The organism is Pseudomonas sp. TMW22090, assembly GCF_022496665.1.
Taxonomy (GTDB): Bacteria; Pseudomonadota; Gammaproteobacteria; order Pseudomonadales; family Pseudomonadaceae; genus Aquipseudomonas; species Aquipseudomonas gregormendelii.
Genome location: NZ_SCFH01000008.1, coordinates 110932 through 136502 on the forward strand (window position 1 = coordinate 110932; position 25571 = coordinate 136502).

Sequence of the window (25571 nt, forward strand, 5' to 3'; positions counted from 1 at the left end):
CTCGCCCGGCTCATTGCAGCGGCGAAAAACTCGCCGGCAGGTAGATGGTCGAGTGCATATCGAGCAGCTGTGGCCCCGAGTTTTCCGGGGGCCACACGCCGTCTTTCACGGCTCGGGTACGCACGTCGAGGCGTTGTTCGAGCGAGGCATAGGGCCAGATGTGCAGGTAACGGGGCAGCCGACCGTCGGTGGCATAAAAAGCGGCATACACCGGTGAGTACTGCTCGGCAGTCCTGGGCTCCACGGCTTTCTTCCAGCCTTCGAGCGTGGGTGCCAGGCCCGAAGGCACCAGGTCGTACATGCGCAGTTCGTAGAAGGGCCCGTGGCGCCCGGCCGGCAGTGGCTCGATAAAGGGAAACAGGCTGTAGTTTTCCACGCGCATGTTCAGCAGGTAGGCCTCGACGCCAAACGCATCGGCGTTCGCCAGATACCGTTCACGCTCAGCCTGGCGCGAGGCCTCGTCGGGGTAGCCGCGCAGCAGCGCTATCTGATTCAGCGGACCGATCTCCGAAGCCCAGCACCCCATCAATCGCACTCCGGCATCAGCGCTGCCCAGCTGCTGCTCCAGGCATTCCATGGCCGTGGCAACGGTGCGCACGCGCACGGTGAACGTGATCAATTCGTACAGCTTCATGACAACCTCGATTCAAGACCAGACAGGTAGATGGATGAGCTTCATCCACGAAAAAAACCGACGCCGCCGGTGTGGCGCGTCGGTCGGGTAAGTCAGGGCGTGAAGCTGTCGCAATCAGGACACCACCGCACCATTGAACACCGGCGACAACCCCATCAACTCAAGCTTGCGGGTGAACTCACCCAGCCGCTGCAATTTGTAAGCTTCAAGGTCTACGTCCTGGTAATCGTAAAATCCCTGCCCTTCGCGCAGCCCGTTGCGCCCCTGCGCCATGTTGTCAGCGATGACCTGGGGCGGCAGGAAGCGCGGATCGATGGCTTGCGCCAGGTAGTTGGAGGCATAGAACAGAATGTCGCCGCCGCCCCAATCGATGAACTCGAGCATCCCCAGCACCGAGAACCGCAACCCGAAACCGACGCGAATCGCCGTGTCGATGTCCTCGGCGCTGGCCACGCCCTCCTCGACCATACGCGCCGCTTCGTTCATCGCCAGCGCCTGGATTCTCGGGACGATGTAGCCCGCTGCCGGGGAGCATTGCACCGGGACTTTGCCGATGCGCTTGAGCAAGGCCATCAGGCGCTGCAGTACCTGCGGACAGGTGGCTGCGCTGCGGCTGACTTCCACCAGCGGCATCAGGAATGCCGGGTTCAGCCAGTGGGCGTTGACGAAGCGCTGCGGATGGGTGACCAGTGCCGCGAGTTGCGTGACCAGGAAAGTTGAAGTGGTGGATGCGATCACGGTGTCAGCGGCGCACGCCTCGCTCAACCAGGCGAAGGTCCGGGTCTTGAGTTCGAGCACCTCCGGCACCGCCTCGAACACCACTGCGGCGTCCTGCAGATAGGCGCCACTGTCCCCGCGATCGCACAGGCGCACATGGCTCATTGCGTGCTCGGCCTGTGCAGCATCCAGGGAACCGAGGCGCACGAGGGTGGCGAGTTCGCCACGCAAATGCTCCTCGACCTCGCGGAAGTAGCGGGCTTGCGCCGCCGCATCCCGCGGCTTGATGTCGATCACCGTCACGGGCAGCCCGGCGAACATGAACGCCAAGGCGATGCCTTCACCCATACGTCCGGCACCGACGACGCAGATGCCTTGCAGGTCGGCGCTCATGCCGGCAACCCCTGGCTGAGGTATTGCGTCATCTGGCTGCGGCTAAGTTGCTCAAGGCCCAGGTTTTCCAGGGTTCGGCCCTGGGCATACAGGTCGATGCCGCTCACCACCGATGCCACACTCAGCAGGCCCTGGGCCACCGGGGTCGGCACGCCGGCCCAGCGTCCTACCGACACCAGAAACGACAGGCCCAGGCGCGTGTCTTCGAGCATGTAGCGGTGCTTTTGCAGATCGATGTCTTCGCGCCAGTCGCCGCTGTCGGTGAGTTTGCCGTGAGCGCCGCGACCATACATCCACTCATCGCCATCGGTGGCGTAGTGATCGGCCAGCGGGAAATGCGGTGCGCCATAGCCCAGCGCCTCACGCACGGCGATGCGTTCGGCGTCGAGGGCATTGGTCACGCGGCGGATCGAAGGGACGGTGCCTTCGTTGTGAATGTCCCAGGTGTCGAAATGTTCCAGGGGACCGGCGTTCATCAGGATCAATGGCGGATGAATGATCGGCCCGGCGTTCATCAGTGCGCCGCTCAGGGCGTCTTCGATCGGCTCGACGCTGGGGTAGGCTTCGCGCAATACGGCAAACGCAGACTCGCTCAGGCGACTGGGGAAAACTCCGGTCGGCAGACGCGTCGCGTAGCCGCTGATCACGACCTGATTATCACCGTGCTTGCGCGCCAGGTAGGGCAAGGTACCGGTTTCGGCAAAGGCCACTTCGGCGTGATTGCCGACCTTGACCATTGCCTGGGCGAACACCATGCTGCCGAACGTGCCTGGCGGCAGGAACACCACCTGACCGTCGTGCAGCAGCGGCGCGAGTTCAGTGGCCAGATCCTGGTGGGTGGTCGAGGGCAAGGCAATGACCAACAGCTGCGCATCGACCACGGCGTGGGCCAGGTCGAACGACAGGGTCAGGGCGTCACCGGGCTGGCCCAGGCTGACTTTACGTTCGCCACGAAAGTCGCGCACCCGCAGATGACCGAGGCCTTGCAAGGTTTCCAGCGCGGTGCTGTCGCGGCGCCACAGCCGCACCGAATGGCCTTTTTCCGCCAACTCTATGGCTGCCGCATAGCAACCGTGACCACCGCCGATAACACTGATATTCATGGATACACTCCTGTAGAAGAGCCTCGATCCTAGCAACGGGTCCGGGCGTTCACTGGCCGAAACGCGCAAGCCTGATTCCGATTGTGCAAAGCATTAGGCCCCCACAAGTTTCGACTGGCTCAGGATGCGGGTCGTTGCACATGGCGCGGGAACAAGCTGTCTCGCTGCAGATGGTTGAGGTGGGTGCAGCCCATCAGGTTCATGGTTCGCACCAGTTCTTCGCTCAACAGATCCAGGGCTCGGCCAGCGCCGGGTTCGCCTGCCACCGCAACGCCGTAGAGGGTGGAGCGGCCAAGCATGACCGCATCGACCCCCAGGGCCAGCGCCTTGACGATATCGCTGCCACGGCGGATTCCGCCGTCGAGCAGCAGGCTGAGCCTGCCTTTTGCCTGCGGCGCAATCGCCGCCAGGGCGTCGAGGCTGCTCAGGGCGCCGTCCAGTTGGCGACCACCGTGGTTGGAAACCACCACGCCATCGAGCCCCAGCGCGATGGCATGCTCGACATCCGCCGGGTGCAACACACCCTTGAGCAAAAGCCGGCCGTTCCACTGTTCGCGCAGGCGCGCCAACTTGTCCCAGTCGAGCAAGGTGTCCATCTGCTTGCCGATAAACGCCATCGACCCCAAGGCATTACGCTCGCTCTCCGGCAGATAAAGTTCAAGGTTGCCCATGCCCGGCATACCCGACGGCCACAGAGTCTGCTTGAGCCAGCGCGGATGGCGGATCACGTCGAATTTGTTGCGCCACGACAGCTGTCGCGGCCTGGCAAAACTGCGCCGGTCCCATTCGCGATTGCCCAGCACCATCGCATCGCAGGTCAACACCAGCGTCCGGCAACCGACCGCGCTGGCTCGCTGCAACAAATCCTTCTGCACGTGTGGATCGCGCATGGCGTACAGCTGGAACCACAGGTCGACCCCAGGTACCGCCGCAAGAAGGTCTTCGAGTGAGGTGTTGGACGCGGTGCTCAACGTGAACGGCAGCCCCCTGGCCGTTGCAGCCCTGGCCAGGTGGATGTCGGCATCGCGATGCAGCAGACCGTTGTAACCCGTTGGCCCGATCAGCATCGGCAGGGGCAGCACCTGGCGCAGCAACAGCCGGGAAGTGTCCGGGGCATGGCACGGCACCATGGCTCTGGTGTGCAGGCCGTAGCCGTTGAAGGCGTTGAGATTATCGCGCAGCGTCAGCTCGTCCTGGGCGCCGCCGTTGAGGTATTCCCACGCGAAGTACGGCAGGCGCCGTTGGGCCATGTGGGCCAGTTCGGCAATGCTGTGGACACGGTCCAGGTCCGTGCCGGTATAAAAACGGCGCATAGGCAGTCCTTGAGAGGTGTGCGTCAGACAACAAGCGATCACAAAAAAAAGCCCGGGAGGAGCAATCCGGGCGAAGGTAATCGGTGCTGAAAAGTGCCCGATGCGCGAGCACCTGAGTCAGCCATTTCAAACAACCGCAAACAACGCTCCCGGACCTCAGAACTTCCAGGTGTACGTGGTGATCAGGCGGTTTTCCTGATAGTCCGGCCCAGACGCATTGCCATTGCCATAACGGGTCTTCACGTCGATGCGACGCCATTCAAAACCCACGTCCTTGAGCGCACCGCTTTGCACAACATAACCGAGCACGATGTTGCGTTCGCTTTCGACGTTCTGGTCCAGGGCATTGCTCCCACGGTCGACTCCAGTGCCGCGCATGTAGCGGGTCATGAACTTCAGGCCCGGTAAACCCATGCCCGCGAAGTTGTAGTCATAACGCAACTGCCATGAGCTCTCGTTAGGCTTGACGAAGGCCACGGTCGACCAGTTCACCAGGTAGGGTTGCGGCGCATAGCCATTGAGCGTCGGGAACGTCGACTCGCCGAGCATGCGCTGATAACCGACACCAAAGGCATGGGCACCCTTTTTCAGGGTGGTCATGAGCCCGTAGGATTTGTTGTCGATATCACCGTACAGCGCCTTGCCGTCTTCACTGTTATTGAAGTAACGGAGGTCGGTCTTCAAGCCGTAACCGGCGCCCAGGTCATGGTTATAGGTCAACCCCAGGTAATGCTGTTTATAGATATCTTCCAGTTGCCCGAAAAAATAAGTGCCTGACAAGTTTGGGGTGAACGCATAAGTGGCACCGCCGAAATTCAAACCGTCACTGCGCCGTTTAACATTGGGGCCATTAAACAGATACATCTTCTCCCGGTTGGAAGACTCCCGGGAACTGATTTCGGTAAATCGCCCACCGGTCAGCGTGAGGTTGTCCACTTCCCTGGATTCGAGCTGCACGCCGTGATAGGTGGTGATCAACTGCCGGGAATCATCCATGTAGGCCACCGGCAGGGTCGGTCGAAGCTCGCCCACTTTCAACTCGGTCTTGTTGTAGCGAACCTTGCCGGTCAACGCCGCACGACCATAGTCGCGGACCTGCTCGCCTTTACTGGCGTCGTAGGGAATGATCGTGTCCGGGCCACGCCCGCCGCCGCCATCCAGGCGATAGGCATACTGGGCCGAGAGGTCCAGGCCGAACTGCAGCGTGCCCTCGGTATAACCCGAGACAGCACGAAAATCGAAGCCCTGGGTCCAGCTGCCGACCCGCGATTGCGGTGCATCGGGCTGTTTGAAATCGCGGTCGATGTAGAAATTGCGCATACCCAGGCTGACCTGACTGTCATCTACAAAGTCGGCGTGGGCAAGCAACGGTGTGAAGACCCCCATCACGGCCGCGGTGGAGAGGCCACGGTTTATCCAGCTCTTCTCAAACATCAAACTTTCCTTCTTTTTTTACATGCACAAAGGCACGACTAGTGGAAGCAGATCAATTCAGCAAAGTGCAACTTTGGCAGTCAATCCGCAGTATTATTTTTATAACCACTTACTGCAAAAAAGTCGTAGCACAGTCATCCGCCGGGACAGCGCCAACCGCTTATAGTTATTTTCAACACTCAACGAAACGGGAAAGTTTTATCGCGATTCAAATGACTCAACAGTTAGCCTTGGAGGCATCTCCCAAGCGGTGGTAGGCACGATTGAAATACACCAGGCCCTCCTGGCTTTCACCGTTGCGGATGCCCAACACCTCACAATAGAAAATGGTGTGCGACCCAACTTCATGGGCCTGGGCGATCCGGCAGTCGAAACTCACCAGTGCCTCATCGAGCAGCGGCGCACCGCTTTCCAGCGTGCTCCAGGAGGCGCAGGCAAATCGCTGGTCGGTGTCGAGGTGACGATTGGAAAACGCCCCCGATACTTCCTGGTGACCTGCGGTCAGCACGTTCACGCTGAGCACACCGTTGCTCTTGAAATGCACGTTGGAAAACGACGAGCGATTCATGCACACCAGCAACGTCGGTGGCTGATCGGTGACGCTGCACACGGCCGAAGCGGTGAAGCCGAAACGACCTGCAGGGCCATCGGTGGTGATGACCGAAACCGCGCCACCAAGCATTGCCATTGAGTTACGAAATCCAGTTGTATCGACCATGGTCTTACCCTCCGGTCTATCAGATATCCAGCACCAGCTTCTTGGATTTGGCCCGGGAACAGCACACCAGAATCTGGTCATTGGCGGACTTTTCGTCATCCGTGAGGTAGACGTCGCGGTGATCCGGTTCGCCTTCGATGACGTCGCACAAACAGGTGCCGCAAACGCCCTGTTCACAGGACACCTCAATCTTGATGCCCACGGCGGTCAGGGCATCGACAATGCTCTGGCCTTCGGCGACCTGGACCGTCTTGCCGCTGCGCTGCGCCACTACCTCAAAACCGGCACCGGAGGCATCGACTTCCACCTGGAAGTACTCGCGGTGCACATGATCGTCGGCGTAACCCGCTTCCAGGGCCTGGGCGATGACCCAGTCCATGAACCCGGCCGGGCCGCAGACATACACATGGACACCGGCTTGCGGGGTGCCCAGCACGCGGGCCAGGTCCAGCTTCTGCTCGGCGGCTTCGTCGTCGAAATGCGTGTGCAGGCGGGCGGCGAATGCGGCGTTGCCCAGTTCATCGAGAAACGCGCTGCGGCTGCGGGAGCGGCCGCAGTAGTGCAGCTCGAAATCACTGTCACGGGCATTCAACGCGTAGGCCATCGCGACCATAGGAGTAATGCCGATACCCCCGCCGATCAGGATCGAGCGCCGGGCATCGCTGGCCAGCGGGAAGTGATTGCGTGGCACGCTGATCTCGATCTCGCGACCTTCCTGCAGCAACTCATGCACGGCCACTGAACCGCCACGGGAGGCCGGGTCCTTGAGCACGCCCAGGCGATAGGCGCCGGCATTGGCCGGGTCGCCACACAGCGAATACTGGCGAACCAGGCCGGTCTTGAGGTGGATATCGACATGCGCGCCCGCCTCGAAGGCGGGTAAAGGCTGGCCGGCCGGATCACTCAGGTCCAGTACGACCACACCTTCGCCCTGCTCTTCGCGCTTGCGCACGACGACTTTCAACAATTGATCGCTCATACAGGACCATCCGAATTTGTTGTCAGGGGGACGCATGTGCGCGGCCCCGCTAATGATTCAAAACATGCAGCGGTGTCTCAGCGCATGAAGATCCCGCCGTTCACGTCCCAGGTGGCCCCAGTAGTGAAGCAGGCGTCTGCGCTGGCCAGTTGCACGATCAGCTTGCCGAGGAACGCGGCATTGCCCAATTGCCGGACCGGGATCGCCTCGATCAGTTTTTCCAGGCGCTCGGGTGGCACGGCGGCACGCACCGCGGGCGACTCGATGGGCCCCGGAGCCACGGCATTGACCGTGACCCCGGACGCTGCCAGTTCCTTGGCGAAAATTTTCGTCAGGGTAATGATTGCGCCCTTGGACGCGGCGTAATGGGCGCCCGTCGCCGTGCCGCCGTTCTGCCCGGCCAGGGAGGCCATGTTGATGATCCGCCCGTAACCCTGGGCCGCCAGGTAGCTGCCGAACACCTGGCAACCGACGAAGGTGCCGCGCAGATTGACGCTGACGACATGGTCGAATTCTTCCGGGCTGATCTGCATCACCGGGGTGGTCATGGTGACTGCGGCGTTGTTCACCGCCACGTGCAATACACCCCAATGTGCAATCACTGCCGCCAGCGCTTGCTCGAAATCAGCCTTGCTCGACACATCGAGCTTGAGCGCCAGGACCCGCTCGCCCGAAGCGTCCAGCTCAGTGGCGGTGGCCTGTGCCGACTCCAGCGAACGGTCGCTGATCACCACCCGGTAACCAGCGGCCAGCAGCTGTTCGGCGATGCTCTTGCCCAGGCCCTGGGCCGCGCCGGTGACCAATGCAACCTGTGTCATGGCAACGTCCTCAAAGGATGTAGCCGATACCGGCAAGGGTATCGGTGGAGTTGATCAGCTGGATCAGCTTGCGCTGGATCTTGAAACTGTCGCCGTTGCGCACCAGTTGAAACGTGACATCGGCGGTGTACTGCTTGAGCACGTCCTTGCGGAATTCGCGCAGGTTCTGCGCACAGCGTACGGTGACTACCCCGTCCTCATCCGACAGCACCCGAAAGCGTGACTGACTGCGCACGGTGCGCGCCCGCGGGGTGGTCGAAATCGACTCGCCGCTGGTCAGCCGGGTCACGCGCAATTGCCGCATGTGGTGATCGTCGTAGGCGTAGTTCAGGGTGTTCTCGAAGTCGGTCTCCAGCGGATCGATCGGGATGATGTAGGTGGCGGTCTCGGTCCACAGGTCGAGCCAATCGACGAAGTCGCCGTGGTCGAGCATGTCCGCTTCCTGCCAGATGAAAGCGCTGACCTGATTGAGCAATTGCAGATTGATCATGGTGTTCTCCGTCGACTCAGGCCGACATCATCTTTTTCCACTGCTGGTAGCCAGCGCGCATGCCGGTCTCGGCGCTCACATCGCTTACCAGCCCGTCTTCGGATTGGGTTTCGCCCGGCAAGCCGCGGTTGAGCATGATCCACAGGTCGGTGCCGGCACTGGCGCCACGCTGTACACGTTCCCAGGCTTCGGAATCGTCCGGGGTACCAAAACCCATCGGGCCCTGGAAGTGCTCATGCAAACGCAGGCGATAACGGTTAGCCACGGCCGGGCCGCCATCCATGGTGATCACGGCGTGATGAATTTCGGTCTCGTCCACCGCGATCGGCTGCAACACCCGGAAGAACGCCATGGAGCAGGCGATGTTGGGGAACAGGTTGAGGTTGAATCCCGACCCGCCCACTGCCCGCACGATGCGGCGCACCGATGCTTCGTCCTGGCCTTCGTTGCGCAACTGCGCGGCCAGGTCTTCGAAACGCTCAGGGATCGGCAGGTCGAGGTTGGCTTCCAGGTCGACCAGGTCGGGGATCATCACCATCACGCTGTGGCCGTTACCCAGGTCTTCGACGTAGCCCGGCCCTTTGACAAAGTCGAACAGCTCAAGGGTCTGCTCATCCACCGACGACAGGAACGACTTGTGCACCAGCGGGAAGTGGTAGGCATCGGTGGTGTTTTCCAGCTGGATCTTCCAGTTGCCGGGGAAGCGAAAGCGATGCTCGCCGCCAACCTTCACCGGGTAGCCGGCGCCCTGCTTCATGAACAGGTCGATCCATTTTTTCGCCGGGCCGAGGAAGTCGACCAGGGGCTCGATGTCATCCTTGAAGGTGGCGAAGATCATGCCGTTGTATTGCTCTACCCGCAGGCTGACCAAAGGCAGCTCGGCCTTGTCCAGGCAGTCGCCGTAGCTCTCCGGATGCGGTACGCCGCGCAGGCTGCCATCCAGGGCGTAGCTCCAGCCGTGGTAAGGGCAAACGAAGCTGTTGGCCTTGCCCTTTTTGTGTTCGCATACCGTGGCACCACGGTGGCGGCAGCGATTGAGCAGCACGTGCACGTCTTTTTTGCGATCACGCACAACGATCACCGGCTGCTTGCCGATGTAGGTGCTCTTGTAGCTGCCGGATTCGGGAATCTCACTGGCGTGAGCGACCCAGATCCAGGTGCTGTAGAAAATCTTGTCCAGCTCTTGATCGAAGATCTTGCCGTCGGTGTACAGCGAGGTGTGCACGCGATCAGGCAAGACCAGGTCGGACGGGCTGGCGTCCAGGTTTACGGCGGTTATCAGGTTATTCACGATCACTCCTCGTCGGCTGGCTCGCCGACTCTAAGAATTCCGGGTAGTACTTGAGGACTGGCCGGGCTTGCCGGGGACAGGCAGGTGCTCGGCACTGTTCCAGCTGTCGACCGGACGGCTGAACAGGTTCTCGGTCTGGAAGTGCGCCATGCGCCACTGCCCTTGTTCCCGGGCGAACCGTACTGTCAGGCGGGCACTGTTGAGGTGCGAGGCACCCGAGGCAAAGGTCGAGGTCTGCAACATCACCCAGCTGGCATCGGCGTCATCACCGCGAACCTGGATCAGTTCCGAGGTCAGGAAGTGCACGTTCAGCGCAAAGTGCGCCGGTTCGACCATGTAGGTGGCGAACATGGCCTTGATGGCCTCGCGTCCGTGGTAACCGCCGAAGCTGTTCTGGTACCGGGCACCCTTGCCTTCCCAGATCGCCTCGGTGGTGAACAGGCCGGCCAGCTCGTCGAGCGGCGAGTGCACGCCCAACTCATCGCACAGAACCATGTAGCGGTTCATGCAGGCACGGATCGCGTTCTCGCTTTCCAGTTGGTCGAGCCGCTGCTCCAGGGTGGGCAAATGCGCGTGTGATGACATGGCGACCTCTCTCGATTCAGCGCTGGATGATCAGTTCGCGACCGGTACGGGCCTCGACCTTGCAGTACTTCCAGAGTTTGTACGGGCCGTTGCCGACGTCGGTGGTGCGAAACAAGTTGCACGCGGCGTGGACGGTTTCGATGTCAGGGACATCGGCCAGCAGGTACGTGGTCCAGGGCCAGCCGGCCGATGGCCCGACCATGCTCTGGTCGTCGTCCATGTTGCCCAGCACAGTGACGCCCGGCAGGTCGGCGATGCCGTTCCACATGGCGCCGAACGCGGCCCAGACTTCGAGAGCCTCGGGACGAGGGGCATCGAAGAAGTTCTGGTTGATGCCGATGCAGAACAACACTCGCAGGGCTTTTTTATCGGTCATGGGGTTCACCATTCAGTAGGAAAAAATTACAGGTAGCCAGGCAACGGCTTGTTGCCGAAGAAGATCGCGCCGGCGTTCTGGTAGGTCATATCGCCCATGAAGGCGTGCTGGGTAATGACTTGGGTGTCGTTGACGAAGCGCGACAGCGGACTGGTGCGGTACACGCCACTCATGCCCGAGAGCATCTGCGCGGTGCGTGCGACTTCGGCGGCAATACGCGTGGCGTGGGTCGATGACAGGCGCAGCATATTGGTCTGCTCGACGCTCACCGGATCGCCCGCCAGGACGCTGGCCCAGGCATCGTCGATGGCCTGGTAGAACCACGAACGTGCGGCGCGCAGCGACGCTTCAGCCTTGGCCATCTCGACCTGGGCCAGTGGCCGGTCAGACAACGATGGCGCACCGGTCACGGAGATCCGCCCGCTGGCCATGCCGCTCAACTCGTCGAGTGCGGCCCGCGCAACGCCCAGGCCAACCACCGACAGCACCTGGGTGGCAAAAGACAGCGACGGATAACGGAAGAACGGCTCATCCAGATTCGATGGGCCGCCGCGCACGAAGGTCCACTCCTCAGGCACCACCACACCTTCGACGACCACGTCATGGCTGCCGGTGCCTACCAGGCCAACCACGTTCCAGGTTTCCTCGATTCGCACTTTTTCCCGAGGCATGACCGCCAGGCGTGGCAGGCCGAGCATGTCGCCGTTTTTCGGGCTGATGCCCACGCCGATCAGTGAAGCACCCATGCAGCCGCTGGAAAATTTCCAGCGCCCGTTGACCTCCAGGCCACCTTCGACAAAGGATGCGGGCTGGGGTGGGAAGATCCCGCCGGCGAACACCACGTCAGGCGATTCGGCATAGATTTTCTTGATGGTTTCCAGCGGCAATGCCGACAGGTAGACCGGGCTCATGCCGAAGCTGGCCACCCAACCGGCCGAACCGTCGGCGATGGAGATGTCCTCGACCATCTGGCAAAACTCGGCCGGCGAACGCTCGTCGCCGCCAAAGCGCTTGGGCACCAGGGCGCGATACACGCCGAGGGTACGGAACTGCTCGATCACATCCTGCGAGATGAATTTCTGTTGGTCGAACTCTTCGCTCCGGGCCCGCTCACGAATCTCGACCAACAGCTTCTGAAACGCTTCATTCGCCGTGATCGGCACGCGGCGCTGTTGATCCAGCTCGCTTGGCGCAGTCATGGTTTTCTCCATAGTCAGCATGTCGATTACTCTTCCAGGCGCCGGACCAGCTCGCGGCCGACTGCACACAGCAGTTCGTCCGCGCCATGGGCGGCAATCAGTTGAAGGCCTACCGGAAGTCCCGAAGCGCTTTCCAGGGGAATGCTCAGAGCCGGGTGACCGGAAAGGTTGAAAGCGCGCACCAGGGAGGTCATCCCCAGGGCCGCACGTGTGTCGGCCGCGTCGGCGACCAGCAAGGGAAAATCGGGCATGGTGGGCATGGCCAGGATCGGCGTGATGGCCAGCGCGGCGTCCACCTCGGCGGTAAACGCCTGGCGCACCTGCTCGGCTTCTGTAACGGACTCCTCACAGGTCAGGCTGGCGGCGCGCAGCCGATCGGCAACATCCTGGCCGACCCGTCCGGTTTCCAGCAGATGGCCACAGGCGGCCCAGGTTTCGGCGTTGATCACCGCCATTCCCGCGCCATATGCCGCCGACATGCCTGGCAGTGATTGCTCGCTAAGCGTGAAGCGCGAACGCTCCAGCGCCTGGTTCACCACCGCCTGGACCTGCTCGTTGGCGTGCACACTGACCAGGCCAATGCGCAGGTTCTGCGGGACAGTTGCCGCCTTGAAGGTCGGGTCGATGATGCGCATGGCAATCATCAGGCTGTCCATGTCCCGCGCCAGCGGCCCAACGCAATCGAGGGTGCTGCGCGCCGGCATGACGCCCTTGCGGCTAACCCGGCCAAAGCTTGGCTTGAGACCGAAGACACCACAGCACGCTGCCGGAATCCGCACCGAACCGCCGGTATCGGTGCCCAAGGCGAAGTCGCACAGACCCGCCGCCACCGCCGCCGCCGAGCCACTGGAAGAGCCACCGGGTATGTACCCCGGGTAGCGCGGATTGGCAGCCGTGCCCGTCCAGGCATTAAGGCCGGTGGTGCCGAACGCCAGTTCATGAAGACTGGTTTTACCGATGATGCGGCAGCCCGCATCCAGGACAGCCTGAACCACTTGTGCGTGTTCGCTGGCGGCTGGCGCATCGGCCAGTGCCTGACTGGAAGCGCGGGTCGAATAGCCGGCAATGTCGATGGTGTCTTTCACCATGACCGAAGGGCCGCTCCCGCCTAAGGCTAAATCCTCGACAACAATCGACATGCTCTATACCTGCTCGTTAGGTGTCACCCGATGGACGCCCTCGGGGTGAAGGCGGCGCAAACGCTTAAATCTAAAATCGTAATATTTACGTGAATTGTCAATTGAATTTTACCGAATAAATGAGTGTGTATTTTCGGTGCAATTTTTCTCCGAGCGCACCACCTGCGTGCAGATTGGTAACACACCTACACAGAGATAAAAATATCGAATTGTTATTATTTATCCATACAAAACATGCACTTAACACCTGCAGGCTGTTCAGAGACCGGCAAATATTTCGAAAAATTTCGAATGCGTCTTTCGGGTAAAACACCGGCATGAAAAAAATAAATAATCAAAAACAAGCCCGCCAAAAACAGTCAAAAATATGGTGTTTTTCTTGTATTTTTATCAGGCATTTTTTAGCTATTTCAGCACTTGGTGATCCAGATCAAAGCCTTGTCGGACATGGCGTGGTGGCGACTTGCCCTGCCTGCGAACGCCCCGCTTCGAACCCGGTCACCGACCTCTCCCTGAAGGTCTCCAGAAGCGTGTGCTGGAGGGTCCGGTAACACCTTGTGGCGCTGCACCAGAAAAATTTCTGGCATGCAATCTGCTGTTTGCTCCGGCAGCAGTTAGAAAAAAAACAGGGCCGTACCTTGGGCCGCTCTCGCTCACATCGTGATCAGGGCGGTCAGCCCATTAGCCTTTTGCAGCGTTGCAACTCCTCGGAGAAAGTCATGCTTTTCAGAAAAGTCGTGTCCACCTTATTGTTGAGTGCCGCTTGCGCCGCCGCCGCGCAGGCTGAAGTGAAAATTGGTGTCATCACCTCCTCCACCGGACCGATCGCACTGGTCGGCCTGCCGCAGAAAAACACCGTGCCGTTGCTGCCAACCCAGGCGGGCGATCAGACGGTGAAGTACATCTCCCTGGATGACGCGAGCGACCCGACTGCCACAGTGAAAGCCCTGAAAAAGCTGATCGACGAGGAAAAGGTCGATGCGATCATCGGCCCAAGCGGCTCACCCAACGCCATGGGCGTAATCCAGTTCGTTGCCGAAGCGGGCGTGCCGTTGCTGGCCCCGGTGGGCACCGCGGCCGTGGTGCTGCCCATGACCGAGCAGAAGAAGTGGGTGTTCAAGACCACGCAAAACGATGACCTGATCGCCAAGGCGCTGTTCGAACACATGGCCAGCAAAGGCGTAAAAACCCTTGGCTTCATCGGTACCGGCGACCCGTATGGCGAGAACTGGGCCAAGGTCATGGCTGGCCTGGCAGCGCAGCAGAACATCAAGGTCGTGGCCAATGAACGCTTCCAGCGCCAGGACACCTCGGTAACCGGGCAGAGCCTGAAAATCCTCGCCTCCCGTCCCGATGCAGTACTGGTCGCAGCACCCGGCAGCTCGGCAGTGATGCCCCAGACCACGCTGTTCGACCAGGGCTATCGCGGCCAGGTCTACCAGACCCACGGCGCCGCACTGCCGGACTTCCTCAAGCTCGGCGGCAAAAAGGTCGAGGGCACCGTCCTGGCCGCCAGCCTGATGCTGGTCCTGGATGAGATCCCGGACAGCCACCCTTCGAAGAAGATCGCCAGCGACTACACCGCCGCCTACGAAAAGCTCAACGGCAGCAAACCGGCGACCTTCGGCGGTAACACCTTCGACGCCGGCCTGCTATTGCAGAAGGCAATCCCGATTGCCGCCGCCAAAGCAGCACCGGGCACCGCCGAGTTCCGTGCAGCCCTGCGTGATGCACTTGAGCAAAGCCACGAACTGGCGGGCACCCAAGGCGTTTACAACATGACAGCGCAAGACCACAGCGGCTTCGACGAGCGCGGGCGCGAACTGATCGTGGTGAAGAACGGCAACTGGATGTTGTTGAAAGACAACTGACCCCGGGCGCACAGCCCGCTGCCTGATTGCCGGCGAGCCGACCTGCGCCGGCAGTCGGGCCTGATATTCAATCTGTAGAAAAGAGCTCCCATTATGAATTTCCAGATAGCCATGCTGCTGGGCCAGGACGGCATGACCAACGGCGCGATCTACGCGTTGCTGGCCCTGTCGATCCTCCTGGTGTTCACCGTGACGCGGATCCTGTTGATCCCCCAGGGTGAATTCGTGACCTATGGCGCCTTGACCATGGCCACTTTGCAAAGCGGTCACCCGACTGCACTGGTCTGGCTGCTGCTCGGCCTGACGCTGATCGATTGCGCACTCGATGTGTGGGGCGCGGCGCGCTCGAGCCAGGCGTTCCGGTTTCCCACGCGAATTGTGTTCAAGCTCGGTTACGCAGGGCTGCTGGCGGTGCTGATCAACACCCTGCCCCTGGCCGAACTGCCGATGGCGGTCCAGGCGTTGTTGACCCTGGCACTGGTGGTGCCGCTGGGGCCGCAGATCTATCGGCTGGTGTTCCAGCCGATCGCCTCGGCCAGTTCGCTGGTGCTGCTGATCGTGTCGATCGCGGTGCACGTCAGCATGGTCGGCATCGCGCTGTTGCTGTTCGGTCCTGAAGGTGCGCGCACCCAGCCATTCTCCGAGGCCGGCCTGGAACTGGGCCCCGTGACCTTCAACAGTCAGACCCTGTGGGTGCTGGCGGTATCCCTGGGCCTGATCGTCGGCCTGTATCTGTTCTTCGAGCGCACGCTGTACGGCAAGGCCTTGCGCGCCACCGCGGTCAATCGCATGGGTGCGCGCCTGATGGGCATTTCGCCGACCCTGGCCGGCAAGTCGACCTTCCTTCTCGCCGCCCTGATCGGCACCCTTTCGGGGATCCTGATCGCACCGATCACCACCCTGTATTTCGACTCCGGTTTTGTCATCAGCCTCAAAGGCTTTGTCGGCGCGATCATCGGCGGGCTGGTCAGCTATCCGGTCGCAGCGCTGGGCGCCCTGGCAGTGGGTCTGATCGAAGCGTTCTCGATGTTCTGGGCCAGCACTTATAAAGAAATCATCGTGTTCACGCTGATCATTCCGTTCCTGCTTTGGCGTTCGTTCACCAGCCGTCATGTGGAGGAAGAAGAATGAATCCGCGCTATCTGTTACTTGCCTTGTTGCTGGTGGTGGGTGTCGCGCCGCTGCTGCTGCCGCCCTACTACGTCACCCTGCTCAATTACATCGGCATGTATGCCCTGGTGGTGCTGGGGCTGGTGCTGCTCACCGGGGTGGGCGGCATGACCAGCTTCGGCCAGGCGGCGTTCGTTGGCCTGGGCGCGTACACATCCGCTTACCTGACCACTACCGAGCAGTTGCCGGCCTGGCTGGCCTGGGCCGGCTCCTCACCCTGGCTGACGTTATTGGTGGGCGTGGCACTCACCGCCTCGGTGGCGTTGATTCTCGGCGCGCTGACGCTCAAGTTGTCCGGGCACTACTTGCCGCTGGGGACGATTGCCTGGGGCTTGTCGCTGTATTACCTGTTCGGCACGCTGGAGTCATTGGGCGGGCATACGGGTGTCGGCGGCCTGCCCTCGATTTCGTTGTTCGGCCTGACGCTGGACAAAGGCGAAAACATTTTCTACCTGATCTGGGCGCTGCTGCTGGTGGCCATCGTCATCACGCAAAACCTCCTCGATTCCCGAGAAGGCCGGGCCATTCGTGCGCTCAAGGGCGGCCAGGTCATGGCCGAGTCGATGGGCGTGAACACCTTCCGTTCGAAGATGGTGATATTTGTCATTTCCGCAGTGTTTGCGGCGATATCCGGCTGGCTGTACGCGCACACCCAACGCTTCGTCAACCCGACGCCCTTCGGCCTGAACATGGGTATCGATTATCTGTTCATGGCGCTGATCGGCGGCGTCGGCAGCGTCTGGGGCGCCTTGCTCGGCGCAGGCATCCTGACGATGCTCAAGCAATGGCTGCAGGACTGGTTGCCGCACCTGCTGGGTAACACCGGCAACTACGAAATCATCGTGTTCGGCATCCTGATCGTGGTGCTGATGCAGCGCGCGCCCGGCGGTCTGTGGCCATTGCTGACGCGCCTGGTACCGGCCCGTTGGCGGGTCCGCGCCAAGGCACAGAAAGTCGATGCAGACGCCGCACCCCTGCCTCGCCGCCAACTGCCCGGGCATGGCGAACTGATCCTCGAGGCCCGGCATGTGACCAAGCGCTTCGGCGGGCTGGTAGCCAACAATGACATGAGCCTGGAGATCCGCTCCGGGGAAATCCTCGCCCTGATCGGCCCCAACGGTGCCGGCAAGAGCACGATGTTCAACCAGCTCTCCGGGGTCGATACACCCACCAGCGGCGACGTGTTGTTCATGGGCCGGAAGATCAACGGCCTGAGCTCGCGGCAAGTTGCCCGCCTGGGCATGAGCCGCACCTTCCAGCACGTGAAACTGCTGGGCAACATGAGTGTGCTGGAAAACGTAGCCATTGGCGCGCATCTGCGTGGCACCCAAGGGGTGCTGTCGGCGGCCCTGCATCTGGATCGTCGCGAGGAGGCCGAACTGCTTGGCGAGGCCCGGCGCCAGCTGGAGCGCGTCGGCCTGGGTGACTACCTGAATGCCGAGGCCGGAAGCCTGTCCCTCGGCCAGCAACGCATCCTCGAAATCGCCCGCGCCCTGTGCGCCGACCCGTGCCTGCTGCTGCTCGATGAGCCCGCCGCCGGCCTGCGCCACAAGGAAAAAGAAGCCCTGGGCATCCTGCTCAGTCGCCTGCGCAGCGAAGGCATGGCGATTCTGCTGGTCGAGCACGACATGGACTTCGTGATGGGCCTGGTGGATCGCGTGGTGGTCATGGAATTCGGCCAGCGGATCGCCCAAGGCCTGCCCGAAGACGTACAGAAGGATCCGGCGGTGCTGGAAGCCTATCTGGGAGGAGTTGAATGATGAACATGCAAGTGGAACCGCTGCTCGCACCGCTTAACCGGGTCGACGACGCCGTGCTCGAAATCAGGGACCTGAGCGTGGCCTACGGCAAAGTCGAGGCACTGAGCAACGCCAGCCTGACGGTGGGCAAGGGCCAGATCGTGACAGTGATCGGCCCCAACGGCGCCGGCAAGACCACCCTGCTGTCGGCGATCATGGGCGTGCTCGGCTCCCGGGGCCAGGTGCATTTCGACGGCAGCCTGGAAACCTTGCCGGAAGTGGAAGTGATGGTCTCCCGGGGCCTGGGCCTGGTGCCGGAAAAACGCGAGCTGTTCACCAGCATGAGCGTGGCCGACAACTTGCTGCTGGGCGCCTTCCAGCGGCATCGCCGGGGTGACCGGCGCTATAGCGAGACCCTGGCCGAAGTGTATGAGCTGTTCCCGCGCCTGTGGGAACGCCGCGAACAATTGGCCGCGACCTTGTCTGGCGGTGAGCGGCAGATGCTCGCCGTGGGTCGCGCGCTGATGGCCAAGCCCAAGCTGTTGATGCTCGATGAGCCGAGCCTGGGCCTGGCGCCACTGATCACCCGGGAGATCTTCCGCATCATCACCTCCCTGCGCGAGCACGGGGTGTCGATCCTGCTGGTAGAGCAGAACGCCCGGGCAGCGTTGCGGGTGGCTGACTATGCCTATGTCCTGGAGACAGGGCAGATTGCAATGCAGGGCCCGGCCCGACAACTCGCGGATGATCCACGGGTGATCGATGCGTATCTGGGGCTGGCGAGCAAGCATCAGGAAATGCTTGCGACCTGAAATTTTGCTACGGCACTTCCCCCTGTGGGAGCCGGCTTGCCGGCGATGGGGCCCTTTAGCCCTGCGTCGATCTGGCGGGCGCATGGCCGGCAAGCCGGCTCCCACAGGGGATCGCGGCGGGCCCGAAGGGATGATTATCGCCTGAGTAGGCGCCTTGTTGAATAATGTGGAGTTACGATGAACGCTTCCCTCCTGCGCATCGGCATTGCCGGTGCCGGTGCCATCGGCTGCACCCTGGCCGCACGGCTGGCCGCTGGCGGCCATCAAGTCAATGTCCTGGCCCGTGGTGACACACTGGCTGCGATCCAGCGAAACGGTGTTCGCCTGACCGACCTGGACGGCCAGCACCATGTGCGGGTCGAGGCCAGTGACAACGCCGCCAGCCTTGGTGAACAAGACCTGATTTTTCTCTGCACCAAGGCCCAGGGCCTGGCCGGCCTGCTGCCGCAGCTGCAACCGATGATCGGTGCCGACACGGTGGTGATCCCGGTAGTCAACGGCGTGCCCTGGTGGTACTTCCACGGCGAAGGCGGACGCTACGACGGGCGCCGGGTCGATGCGGTCGACCCACAGTCGATTCTCAGCCAGGCCCTGGACCTGCGCCACGTGATCGGCTGCGTGGTGTTCATCACCGCGCACTGCCCGGCCATCGCCGTGGCTGAATCCCGGACCCCGCACCTGATGATTTTCGGCGAGCCCGACAACCGTCTCAGCCCACGCCTGGAGCAGGTGCGCGCACTGATCGAAAGTGTCGGCATCGAAGCCCGGGCAACGGATCGCATCCGCGACAACCTGTGGACCAAGATCATCGCCAACATCACCTCCAACCCGCTCTCCGTCATCACTGGCGCCACCCTCGAGCAGCTTTACAGCCTGCCGGAGCTGCGCGAAGTGGTCAGCAGCTGCCTGCACGAAACCCTGCTGACAGCCGCCGCCCACGGCGCACGCGTGAGCATCGACCCGCAGACGTTCCTCGAACTCGGTGCCGGCATGGGCGCAGTGCGCACCTCGATGCTGCAGGACTATGACAAAGGCCGCCCCCTGGAGCTGGCCGCCATCGGTGATGCGGTACTGGAACTGGCCGATTGCATGGCGATCCCGATGCCCGTCACCCGCCACCTTATTGCCCTCGCCCGCTTTCGCGGCGAACAGGCTCGTCATTGACCTACCCAGAAAAGGAATCCGACATGGACCAGACTGCATTGGCACAACCCCGGCAGTACAGCGACGAAGAATGGGCCCTGCGCGTGCAACTTGCGCATTGCTACCACCTGGTGGATTTCTTTGGCTGGACCGAGACCATTTTCAACCATATCTCTGCACGCCTGCCCGGGCCGGCGCACCATTACCTGGTCAACCCGTTCGGCCTCAATTACACCGAAGTGACCCCGGCCAACCTGCTCAAGGTCGACCTGCACGGCAAGAAACTCGAAGACTCGCCCTACGACGGCAACCCGGCCGGTTTCGCCCTGCACAGCGCGGTGCACGGTGCACGCGCGGACATTCAGTGCCTGATCCACACGCACACCACGCCGATTTCGGCCATCGTCATGAAGAAGGCCGGCTTTGCCCATAACGACTTCTACGGTGCCCAGCTCTACGGCCGCATCGGCTACCACACCTTCGAAGGCATCACCCTGTTCGACGACGAAAAAGCCCGGATGATCGACAGCCTCGGCGACAAGCACATCCTGGTGCTGCGCAACCATGGCATTGCCGTCGGCGAAAGCAGCATCGCCAAGGCGTTCTTCCTGTTGTGGACGGTGCAGCGCGCCGCCGAGATCCAGTGCCAGGCCGGCGCCTTGGGCGGCGAAGACAATCCGCTGCCCGAAGAGATCAGCCACAAGTGCGCCGATCTCACGGCCATGCTCATTCGCGACAGCGGCTTCGCGGTGAAATTCTTCGACGCCATGGTGCGCAAAATGCGCGCCGAACGCGGCCAGTGCTGGTAATCGCAGGAGCGGTCAGTGGCTAATCCAAAGGACCAAAGTGTGCCGGCAAGCGTTGCGGCGCAGCAGGAAATCCCGATCTCACGGCTGGACACTCGCGGTCATCTGCTGGCCTGCAACGACGCCTATCTGGCGCTCAGCAAATACGCCAGGGAAGACGTGCTGAACCAGCCCCACGAGCTGATCAATCACCCGCTCATGCCCAGGCGGGTCATCGAGCGCATGTGGCAAACCCTGCGCAGCGGTGTGCCCTGGACGGCCCCCCTCATGGGCCGTGACAAACATGGCACGACTTTCTGGTGCAATCTTTACGTGGTGCCGCTGCTGGAAGAAGGTCAGTTGACGGCACTGGGCACGGCGTATCACCCGATGGACGAGGCCCAAAGCCTGCGTGCTGCGAAACTCTATCAACGCTTGAATGAGGGCCACGGCCCCCTGTCACTGGCCCGGTGCATCCAGGATCACGCCAGCCGCCAAGGCATGACCTGGCTGCTCGGACTGGCCGTCGCCGGCGCCATGGTCGGCGGGCAGATCGGTTGGGCACCGAGCCTGCTGGTGCTCGGTGGCGTGATCGGCGCGGCGTGGCATTGGCGAGCCGGACTGCAAGCAGACATCCGCCGCATCCTGGCCCGACATGATCAAGTCTACAGCGACACCTTGCTGGCCTCGCTGCAGAACGGTTCGGCCTCCCTGACCAACCGTTTCGACATGGCCCTCAACAGCCAGAACACCCGGATGCGCACGGTGATGGCGCGGATCCGCATCAACGGCGAGACCGTGCGCCAGCGTGCGCAGGAGTCTTCGATGCTGGTACAGACCCAGTCTGGCCACCTGCAACGGCAACTGGAGGAAGCCGAACAGTCCGCCGCTGCGGTGCATCAAATGAGCGCGACGATCCAGGAATTGTCGCGCAACTTGCAGCACACCGCCGAGGCCACTCAAGCCGTGGACACTCTGGCTCACGATGGCGTGCGCCTGTCCGGGCAAAGCCAGGGGTCGATGACGGGCCTGAGCCATTCAGTCGAAGAGATCGGCCAGGCGGTCAGTCGCCTGGCGGAGTCCATCGAATCGATCAGCGGCGTCGCCCATGTGATTCGCAGCATCGCTGAGCAGACCAACTTGCTGGCCCTTAACGCGGCCATCGAAGCCGCTCGCGCTGGTGAGAGCGGCCGCGGATTTGCGGTGGTCGCCGATGAGGTGCGCAGCCTCGCCACCCGCACCCGCGAGTCCACCGAACAGATCCAGCGCTCCATCGAGCAGCTGCGCGACGGCAGCGCCCTGGCGCTGGCCACTGCACAACGGGGCGAGTCGGCCGCTCGGGAATCGCGCGCGGATGTGGCACAGGTGCAAACGGCTTTGCAGCGCATCTGCGAGGAAGTGGGGCAGATTTCCGGCATGAGTTTGCAGATGGCCTCAGCCATCGAGCAGCAGGGGCAAGTGGCCCAGGAGATCAACGGGCAGATCGGGCAAATCGTCAGCCTGGCGCAAACCAGCCGCGATCAGTCCCGACGCAGTACTCAGATTGGTGAAGAGCTGCATCAACTGGCCAACTCGCAACTGGACCTGGCGCAGCGTTTTGTCCAGGGGTGAAGGGCCCGGCGGCACGTATCAGGCCTGCCGGCGCAGGGTCTCGGACGGCAGACAGCCGTATTGCTTGCGATACTGCATCGCAAAATGACCGAAGCTGGCGACGCCGTGACGCAGCAGGATATCCGTCACGCTGTCCGCCGGCCCGGCTTGTTGCAAGGCCAGGTGCACCAGCGCCAGGCGCCGGGTGCGCACGTAGTCACTGGGGGTTTGCTGGAGAAAGCGAGTGAAGCCATTTTGCAGGGTGCGGATCGACACTTCACAAAACTGCGCCAGGCTTGCCAGGGCAATGGGTTCGGCAAGGTGCTGCTCGATGTAGTCGCGTGCCTTCTTGACGTGGTGTGGCATGGGCTGGCGTTGATCTTGCAGCAGATCCACCGAGTAATTGTGCGGTAACTGGGTCAGCAGCACCGACAGCAGATAGTCCGACAGGCTTGCACCCATGGCCGAGGGCTGCAGCGACTGGCTGGCGTCGCCATACAACTGGCAGATGTAGTCCAGGGTGCTGCGAACCGTCGCCATGCCCTGATGTGTCGGGTCGACCTGGATATCGAACACCAGAGGCTGACGCAAACGCCGATTGAGCAACACCTGCAACTGGCGTTCGAGGGCCTGCCGATCGACCCGCAAGATGAGGTTGCGGCAGTCCTTGTCGATGCGGATGAAGCTGCGTTGCGAAGGCGAGGAAATGGTCAGCCCACCCTTGCGCAAGACAGCCTGCTGCTTGCCCATACTGACCATCCCGCCACCTTCAAGCGTGACGCGAATCAGGTAGTAGTCGCTGATATCGCCGGCGTCGATTTCCACCGGTGCGCCGTAGTGCAGATCGAACAGCGCCGAACTGCCGAAGAACACGCCGTACAGCTGTGATTGCAAGGCGCCGCCCTGCTGCATTTTCATCTGGTGTGGCCACAGGTAATGACTGACGCGGTCCCTGACCTCGCCGAACCCACCGGAACTCAGCAGGCAATGATCCTGGAGTGAAAAACGTTGATCAAACATGCGCAAGTGCCTCCGAAAACAATGGGCGACCGGTTGTAGACGCCTCGAAATTTAGTGGAAATGGAAAGCAATTTTCACGCCACGCAAACGCTTTCTGCGCGCCCGGAACAGCCTCTGCGCCTGGCGCATAGAGGCCCGCTGAACAAGGGCTTAAAAAGGTCCTGCAACACCCTTAAGCCAAGGGATTGGCAACCTGGACCGCACAACAAAACCAATAAACGCACCAGGGCAATGCGCTCGGGTAACGCTGGCGTCACCGATGCACCCAACTGCGAACAAACGCTGCCGCCGACTGACCGATTGCCAACCCTGAAGGGGCCAACAGCATGACCAGTAAAACACCCACCGAGGTCACCCGTAAAAGCTATGCCTATGAATGGTACATCGTTGCCATTTGCATGTTGGCGTACATTTTTTCGTTCATCGATCGGCAAATCCTGGCGTTGATGATCGAGCCGATCAAACACGATCTGCAGCTCTCCGACACTCAGTTCAGCCTGTTGCATGGCCTGGCTTTTTCGCTGTTCTATGCCTTCATGGGCATGCCCATCGCGCTGCTGGCAGACAAGTTCTCCCGACCAAAAATCATCGCCATCGGCGTGGCGTTCTGGAGCCTGGCCACGGCCCTGTGCGGGCTGAGCAAAAACTTCCTGCAGATGTTCTTGGCGCGCATCGGCGTGGGCATCGGCGAAGCAGCGCTGTCACCGGCCACCTACTCGATGCTCAGCGACATGTTCCCCCGGGAGAAGCTCGGCCGCGCCGTGGCTATCTACTCCATTGGCTCGTTTATTGGCGGCGGCGTGGCCTTTCTGATTGGCGGCTACGTCATCGATTTGCTGAAGAACCTCGACAGCGTCGTGGTCCCGCTGCTGGGAGAAATGCGTCCCTGGCAGGTGACCTTCTTCCTGGTGGGGCTACCGGGGGTGTTGGTGGCACTGTTGATTGCGCTCACGGTCCGCGACCCGGCGCGCAAGGGCCTGAAACTGGACGCCGCGGGCAAGGTCCATGCGCCCAGCATGAAACAGGCATTCACGTTCCTGGGGGTGCACCGCAAGACTTTCGCCTGCCACTACCTGGGATTCTCGTTCTACGCGATGACGCTGTTCTGCATGCTCAGCTGGACCCCGGCTTTCTACATGCGCAAATTCGGCCTCGCCCCCAGCGACACCGGCTACATGCTTGGAATTGTGGTGTTACTGGCCAACACCAGTGGCGTGTTCTGCGGCGGTTGGCTGATCGACTGGCTGGCGAAAAAGGGCTATAGCGACGCGCCGATTCGCGCGGGAGTGATTGGTGCGATCGGCATGGCCGTGCCCGCAGTCGCGTTTACCCAGGTCAACGAACTGTGGATGTCCATTGCGCTACTGGCGCCGGCCATGTTCTTTGCCTCGTTTCCGATGCCGGCGTCCACTGCTGCCATGCAGATCCTGCCGCCCAACCAGATGCGCGCACAGATCAGCGCGCTGTTCCTGCTGATTTCCAACCTGATCGGCCTGGGTGTCGGCACCACGGCGGTCGCACTGCTCACCGACCGGCTGTTCGAAAATCCGGCGCTGGTCGGTTCGTCGATCTCCCTGCTTAACGCCTTTGCCGTCGCCCTGACCCTGTTGTTGCTGATCAAGGGCTGCCGACACTTTCGTGAAAGCCTCAAGCACGAAGGCCTGGCCTGAGGCAAACCGTGGCGTGTCCGCTGGTTTTTTGCGGCGGGCGGCGCGACAATGGCGCCCGCTATCAAACCCAGCTCATCAGAAAGACTACGCCACCTTTATGACCACCCCGAAAAAGCGCCTGAGCCGATACAACCCCGCCAGCGAAGACTTCAAGAAGGAAGAGTTCCCCTTCTATTGGCTCGCGCGCCTGCACGGGCGCTACTCCATGGCGATGGAAAAGGCGCTGAAAAAGATCGACATGGACATCCCGCGCTGGCGGATTCTGTTCATCCTCAAGGAAAATGGCGAGTCGAGCATTTCGGAAATCTCCATCCATGCCATCGCCAAGCTGTCCACCATCACCAAGATCGTCTATCGCATGAAGGCCGATGGCCTGGTGGAAACCAACACCAGCGCCAGCGATGGGCGGGTCACCCAGGTCTCGCTGACCGATGTCGGGCGCCATACCATCGAAGAAATCCAGCTGGGCACCAGCGACATCTTCCGCACCAGTTTCAAGGGCCTCACTGAAGCCCAGATCACCAAACTGAATGCCACGCTGGAAAAAATCTTCAACAACCTGCCGGAAGACTGACCCGAAGG

The 25571-nt window shown here is 61.6% G+C and carries 24 protein-coding genes; 9 read left to right on the forward strand and 15 right to left on the reverse strand.

What is annotated here, in order from left to right; genetic code table 11:
• Nucleotides 1–10 precede the first annotated feature (10 nt).
• From EQV97_RS21740 to EQV97_RS21805, 14 genes are all read right to left on the reverse strand, one after another.
• Nucleotides 11–634, reverse strand: a complete 624-nt coding sequence (locus EQV97_RS21740) for an NIPSNAP family protein (RefSeq protein ID WP_122838395.1) — start codon at nt 632–634, stop codon at nt 11–13.
• Between the two features lie 114 nt (nt 635–748).
• Nucleotides 749–1744, reverse strand: a complete 996-nt coding sequence (locus tag EQV97_RS21745) for a 3-hydroxybutyryl-CoA dehydrogenase (protein ID WP_122838394.1) — start codon at nt 1742–1744, stop codon at nt 749–751.
• On the reverse strand, nt 1741–2847 hold the full coding sequence (locus EQV97_RS21750; RefSeq protein WP_240889897.1) for an NAD/NADP-dependent octopine/nopaline dehydrogenase family protein: 1107 nt from the start codon (nt 2845–2847) through the stop codon (nt 1741–1743). The genes EQV97_RS21745 and EQV97_RS21750 overlap by 4 nt, the downstream gene beginning before the upstream one ends.
• Before the next feature lie 119 nt (nt 2848–2966).
• Nucleotides 2967–4160, reverse strand: coding sequence for an alpha-hydroxy acid oxidase (locus EQV97_RS21755; RefSeq protein WP_240889899.1), 1194 nt, complete (start codon nt 4158–4160; stop codon nt 2967–2969).
• Nucleotides 4161–4316: 156 nt separating this feature from the next.
• The gene (locus EQV97_RS21760; RefSeq protein ID WP_240889902.1) at nt 4317–5594 is read right to left on the reverse strand and encodes an OprD family porin; all 1278 of its coding nucleotides are present in this window, start codon (nt 5592–5594) and stop codon (nt 4317–4319) included.
• A gap of 217 nt (nt 5595–5811) precedes the next feature.
• Nucleotides 5812–6312: a flavin reductase gene (locus tag EQV97_RS21765; RefSeq protein WP_122838390.1), complete on the reverse strand. Its 501-nt coding sequence runs from the start codon at nt 6310–6312 to the stop codon at nt 5812–5814.
• Nucleotides 6313–6331: 19 nt separating this feature from the next.
• A complete protein-coding gene (locus tag EQV97_RS21770; RefSeq protein ID WP_122838389.1) occupies nt 6332–7291 on the reverse strand; it encodes a PDR/VanB family oxidoreductase in 960 nt (319 codons plus the stop codon).
• A 77-nt stretch (nt 7292–7368) separates the two neighbouring features.
• Nucleotides 7369–8109, reverse strand: a complete 741-nt coding sequence (locus EQV97_RS21775) for an SDR family NAD(P)-dependent oxidoreductase (RefSeq protein ID WP_240889904.1) — start codon at nt 8107–8109, stop codon at nt 7369–7371.
• Nucleotides 8110–8119: 10 nt separating this feature from the next.
• A complete protein-coding gene (locus EQV97_RS21780) occupies nt 8120–8596 on the reverse strand; it encodes an aromatic-ring-hydroxylating dioxygenase subunit beta (RefSeq protein WP_240890098.1) in 477 nt (158 codons plus the stop codon).
• 19 nt (nt 8597–8615) lie between these two features.
• Complete coding sequence (locus tag EQV97_RS21785) at nt 8616–9890, reverse strand: aromatic ring-hydroxylating dioxygenase subunit alpha (protein ID WP_122838387.1); 1275 nt, start codon at nt 9888–9890, stop codon at nt 8616–8618.
• 30 nt (nt 9891–9920) lie between these two features.
• Nucleotides 9921–10475, reverse strand: a complete 555-nt coding sequence (locus EQV97_RS21790; RefSeq protein WP_240889907.1) for a nuclear transport factor 2 family protein — start codon at nt 10473–10475, stop codon at nt 9921–9923.
• Nucleotides 10476–10491: 16 nt separating this feature from the next.
• A complete protein-coding gene (locus EQV97_RS21795; RefSeq protein WP_084317862.1) occupies nt 10492–10851 on the reverse strand; it encodes an IacB protein in 360 nt (119 codons plus the stop codon).
• Nucleotides 10852–10877: 26 nt separating this feature from the next.
• Entirely contained in the window at nt 10878–12050 is a 1173-nt protein-coding gene (locus EQV97_RS21800) for an acyl-CoA dehydrogenase family protein (RefSeq protein ID WP_122838632.1), read from the reverse strand.
• A gap of 26 nt (nt 12051–12076) precedes the next feature.
• Nucleotides 12077–13189, reverse strand: a complete 1113-nt coding sequence (locus EQV97_RS21805) for an amidase (protein ID WP_240889910.1) — start codon at nt 13187–13189, stop codon at nt 12077–12079.
• 719 nt (nt 13190–13908) lie between these two features.
• On the opposite strand from EQV97_RS21805, the gene EQV97_RS21810 reads away from it, so the two are divergent.
• From EQV97_RS21810 to EQV97_RS21840, 7 genes are all read left to right on the forward strand, one after another.
• Nucleotides 13909–15060 (forward strand): ABC transporter substrate-binding protein, encoded by a 1152-nt coding sequence (locus tag EQV97_RS21810; protein WP_240889912.1) that lies wholly within the window; start codon nt 13909–13911, stop codon nt 15058–15060.
• A gap of 93 nt (nt 15061–15153) precedes the next feature.
• Complete coding sequence (locus EQV97_RS21815) at nt 15154–16191, forward strand: branched-chain amino acid ABC transporter permease (RefSeq protein WP_122838383.1); 1038 nt, start codon at nt 15154–15156, stop codon at nt 16189–16191.
• The gene (locus EQV97_RS21820) at nt 16188–17990 is read left to right on the forward strand and encodes a branched-chain amino acid ABC transporter ATP-binding protein/permease (protein WP_240889914.1); all 1803 of its coding nucleotides are present in this window, start codon (nt 16188–16190) and stop codon (nt 17988–17990) included. The genes EQV97_RS21815 and EQV97_RS21820 overlap by 4 nt, the downstream gene beginning before the upstream one ends.
• Nucleotides 17990–18781: an ABC transporter ATP-binding protein gene (locus EQV97_RS21825; RefSeq protein WP_240889916.1), complete on the forward strand. Its 792-nt coding sequence runs from the start codon at nt 17990–17992 to the stop codon at nt 18779–18781. Before EQV97_RS21820 ends, EQV97_RS21825 begins: the two co-directional genes overlap by 1 nt.
• Before the next feature lie 177 nt (nt 18782–18958).
• On the forward strand, nt 18959–19945 hold the full coding sequence (locus EQV97_RS21830; protein WP_240889919.1) for a 2-dehydropantoate 2-reductase: 987 nt from the start codon (nt 18959–18961) through the stop codon (nt 19943–19945).
• A 23-nt stretch (nt 19946–19968) separates the two neighbouring features.
• Nucleotides 19969–20733 carry a class II aldolase/adducin family protein gene (locus EQV97_RS21835; protein ID WP_122838379.1) on the forward strand — a complete coding sequence of 255 codons (765 nt, stop codon included), beginning with the start codon at nt 19969–19971 and terminating at the stop codon, nt 20731–20733.
• A gap of 15 nt (nt 20734–20748) precedes the next feature.
• The gene (locus tag EQV97_RS21840) at nt 20749–22320 is read left to right on the forward strand and encodes a methyl-accepting chemotaxis protein (RefSeq protein ID WP_240889925.1); all 1572 of its coding nucleotides are present in this window, start codon (nt 20749–20751) and stop codon (nt 22318–22320) included.
• Between the two features lie 18 nt (nt 22321–22338).
• Here EQV97_RS21840 and EQV97_RS21845 read toward each other — a convergent pair whose 3' ends face one another.
• Nucleotides 22339–23319: an AraC family transcriptional regulator gene (locus EQV97_RS21845; protein WP_201146734.1), complete on the reverse strand. Its 981-nt coding sequence runs from the start codon at nt 23317–23319 to the stop codon at nt 22339–22341.
• Between the two features lie 326 nt (nt 23320–23645).
• Here EQV97_RS21845 and EQV97_RS21850 point away from each other — a divergent pair, with 326 nt between their 5' ends.
• The gene (locus EQV97_RS21850; RefSeq protein ID WP_205896096.1) at nt 23646–24989 is read left to right on the forward strand and encodes an MFS transporter; all 1344 of its coding nucleotides are present in this window, start codon (nt 23646–23648) and stop codon (nt 24987–24989) included.
• 97 nt (nt 24990–25086) lie between these two features.
• Complete coding sequence (locus EQV97_RS21855; protein WP_122838376.1) at nt 25087–25563, forward strand: MarR family transcriptional regulator; 477 nt, start codon at nt 25087–25089, stop codon at nt 25561–25563.
• Nucleotides 25564–25571: the final 8 nt, after the last annotated feature.

Excerpts from the sequence above, each read along its gene's own strand:
- EQV97_RS21740 (WP_122838395.1), bottom strand. The coding sequence starts at position 634 with ATGAAGCTGTACGAATTGATCACGTTCACCGTGCGCGTGCGCACCGTT.
- EQV97_RS21745 (WP_122838394.1), bottom strand. The coding sequence starts at position 1,744 with ATGAGCGCCGACCTGCAAGGCATCTGCGTCGTCGGTGCCGGACGTATG.
- EQV97_RS21750 (WP_240889897.1), bottom strand. The coding sequence starts at position 2,847 with ATGAATATCAGTGTTATCGGCGGTGGTCACGGTTGCTATGCGGCAGCC.
- EQV97_RS21755 (WP_240889899.1), bottom strand. The coding sequence starts at position 4,160 with ATGCGCCGTTTTTATACCGGCACGGACCTGGACCGTGTCCACAGCATT.
- EQV97_RS21760 (WP_240889902.1), bottom strand. The coding sequence starts at position 5,594 with ATGTTTGAGAAGAGCTGGATAAACCGTGGCCTCTCCACCGCGGCCGTG.
- EQV97_RS21765 (WP_122838390.1), bottom strand. The coding sequence starts at position 6,312 with ATGGTCGATACAACTGGATTTCGTAACTCAATGGCAATGCTTGGTGGC.
- EQV97_RS21770 (WP_122838389.1), bottom strand. The coding sequence starts at position 7,291 with ATGAGCGATCAATTGTTGAAAGTCGTCGTGCGCAAGCGCGAAGAGCAG.
- EQV97_RS21775 (WP_240889904.1), bottom strand. The coding sequence starts at position 8,109 with ATGACACAGGTTGCATTGGTCACCGGCGCGGCCCAGGGCCTGGGCAAG.
- EQV97_RS21790 (WP_240889907.1), bottom strand. The coding sequence starts at position 10,475 with ATGTCATCACACGCGCATTTGCCCACCCTGGAGCAGCGGCTCGACCAA.
- EQV97_RS21795 (WP_084317862.1), bottom strand. The coding sequence starts at position 10,851 with ATGACCGATAAAAAAGCCCTGCGAGTGTTGTTCTGCATCGGCATCAAC.
- EQV97_RS21800 (WP_122838632.1), bottom strand. The coding sequence starts at position 12,050 with ATGACTGCGCCAAGCGAGCTGGATCAACAGCGCCGCGTGCCGATCACG.
- EQV97_RS21805 (WP_240889910.1), bottom strand. The coding sequence starts at position 13,189 with ATGTCGATTGTTGTCGAGGATTTAGCCTTAGGCGGGAGCGGCCCTTCG.
- EQV97_RS21810 (WP_240889912.1), top strand. The coding sequence starts at position 13,909 with ATGCTTTTCAGAAAAGTCGTGTCCACCTTATTGTTGAGTGCCGCTTGC.
- EQV97_RS21815 (WP_122838383.1), top strand. The coding sequence starts at position 15,154 with ATGAATTTCCAGATAGCCATGCTGCTGGGCCAGGACGGCATGACCAAC.
- EQV97_RS21820 (WP_240889914.1), top strand. The coding sequence starts at position 16,188 with ATGAATCCGCGCTATCTGTTACTTGCCTTGTTGCTGGTGGTGGGTGTC.
- EQV97_RS21825 (WP_240889916.1), top strand. The coding sequence starts at position 17,990 with ATGAACATGCAAGTGGAACCGCTGCTCGCACCGCTTAACCGGGTCGAC.
- EQV97_RS21830 (WP_240889919.1), top strand. The coding sequence starts at position 18,959 with ATGAACGCTTCCCTCCTGCGCATCGGCATTGCCGGTGCCGGTGCCATC.
- EQV97_RS21835 (WP_122838379.1), top strand. The coding sequence starts at position 19,969 with ATGGACCAGACTGCATTGGCACAACCCCGGCAGTACAGCGACGAAGAA.
- EQV97_RS21845 (WP_201146734.1), bottom strand. The coding sequence starts at position 23,319 with ATGTTTGATCAACGTTTTTCACTCCAGGATCATTGCCTGCTGAGTTCC.
- EQV97_RS21850 (WP_205896096.1), top strand. The coding sequence starts at position 23,646 with ATGACCAGTAAAACACCCACCGAGGTCACCCGTAAAAGCTATGCCTAT.
- EQV97_RS21855 (WP_122838376.1), top strand. The coding sequence starts at position 25,087 with ATGACCACCCCGAAAAAGCGCCTGAGCCGATACAACCCCGCCAGCGAA.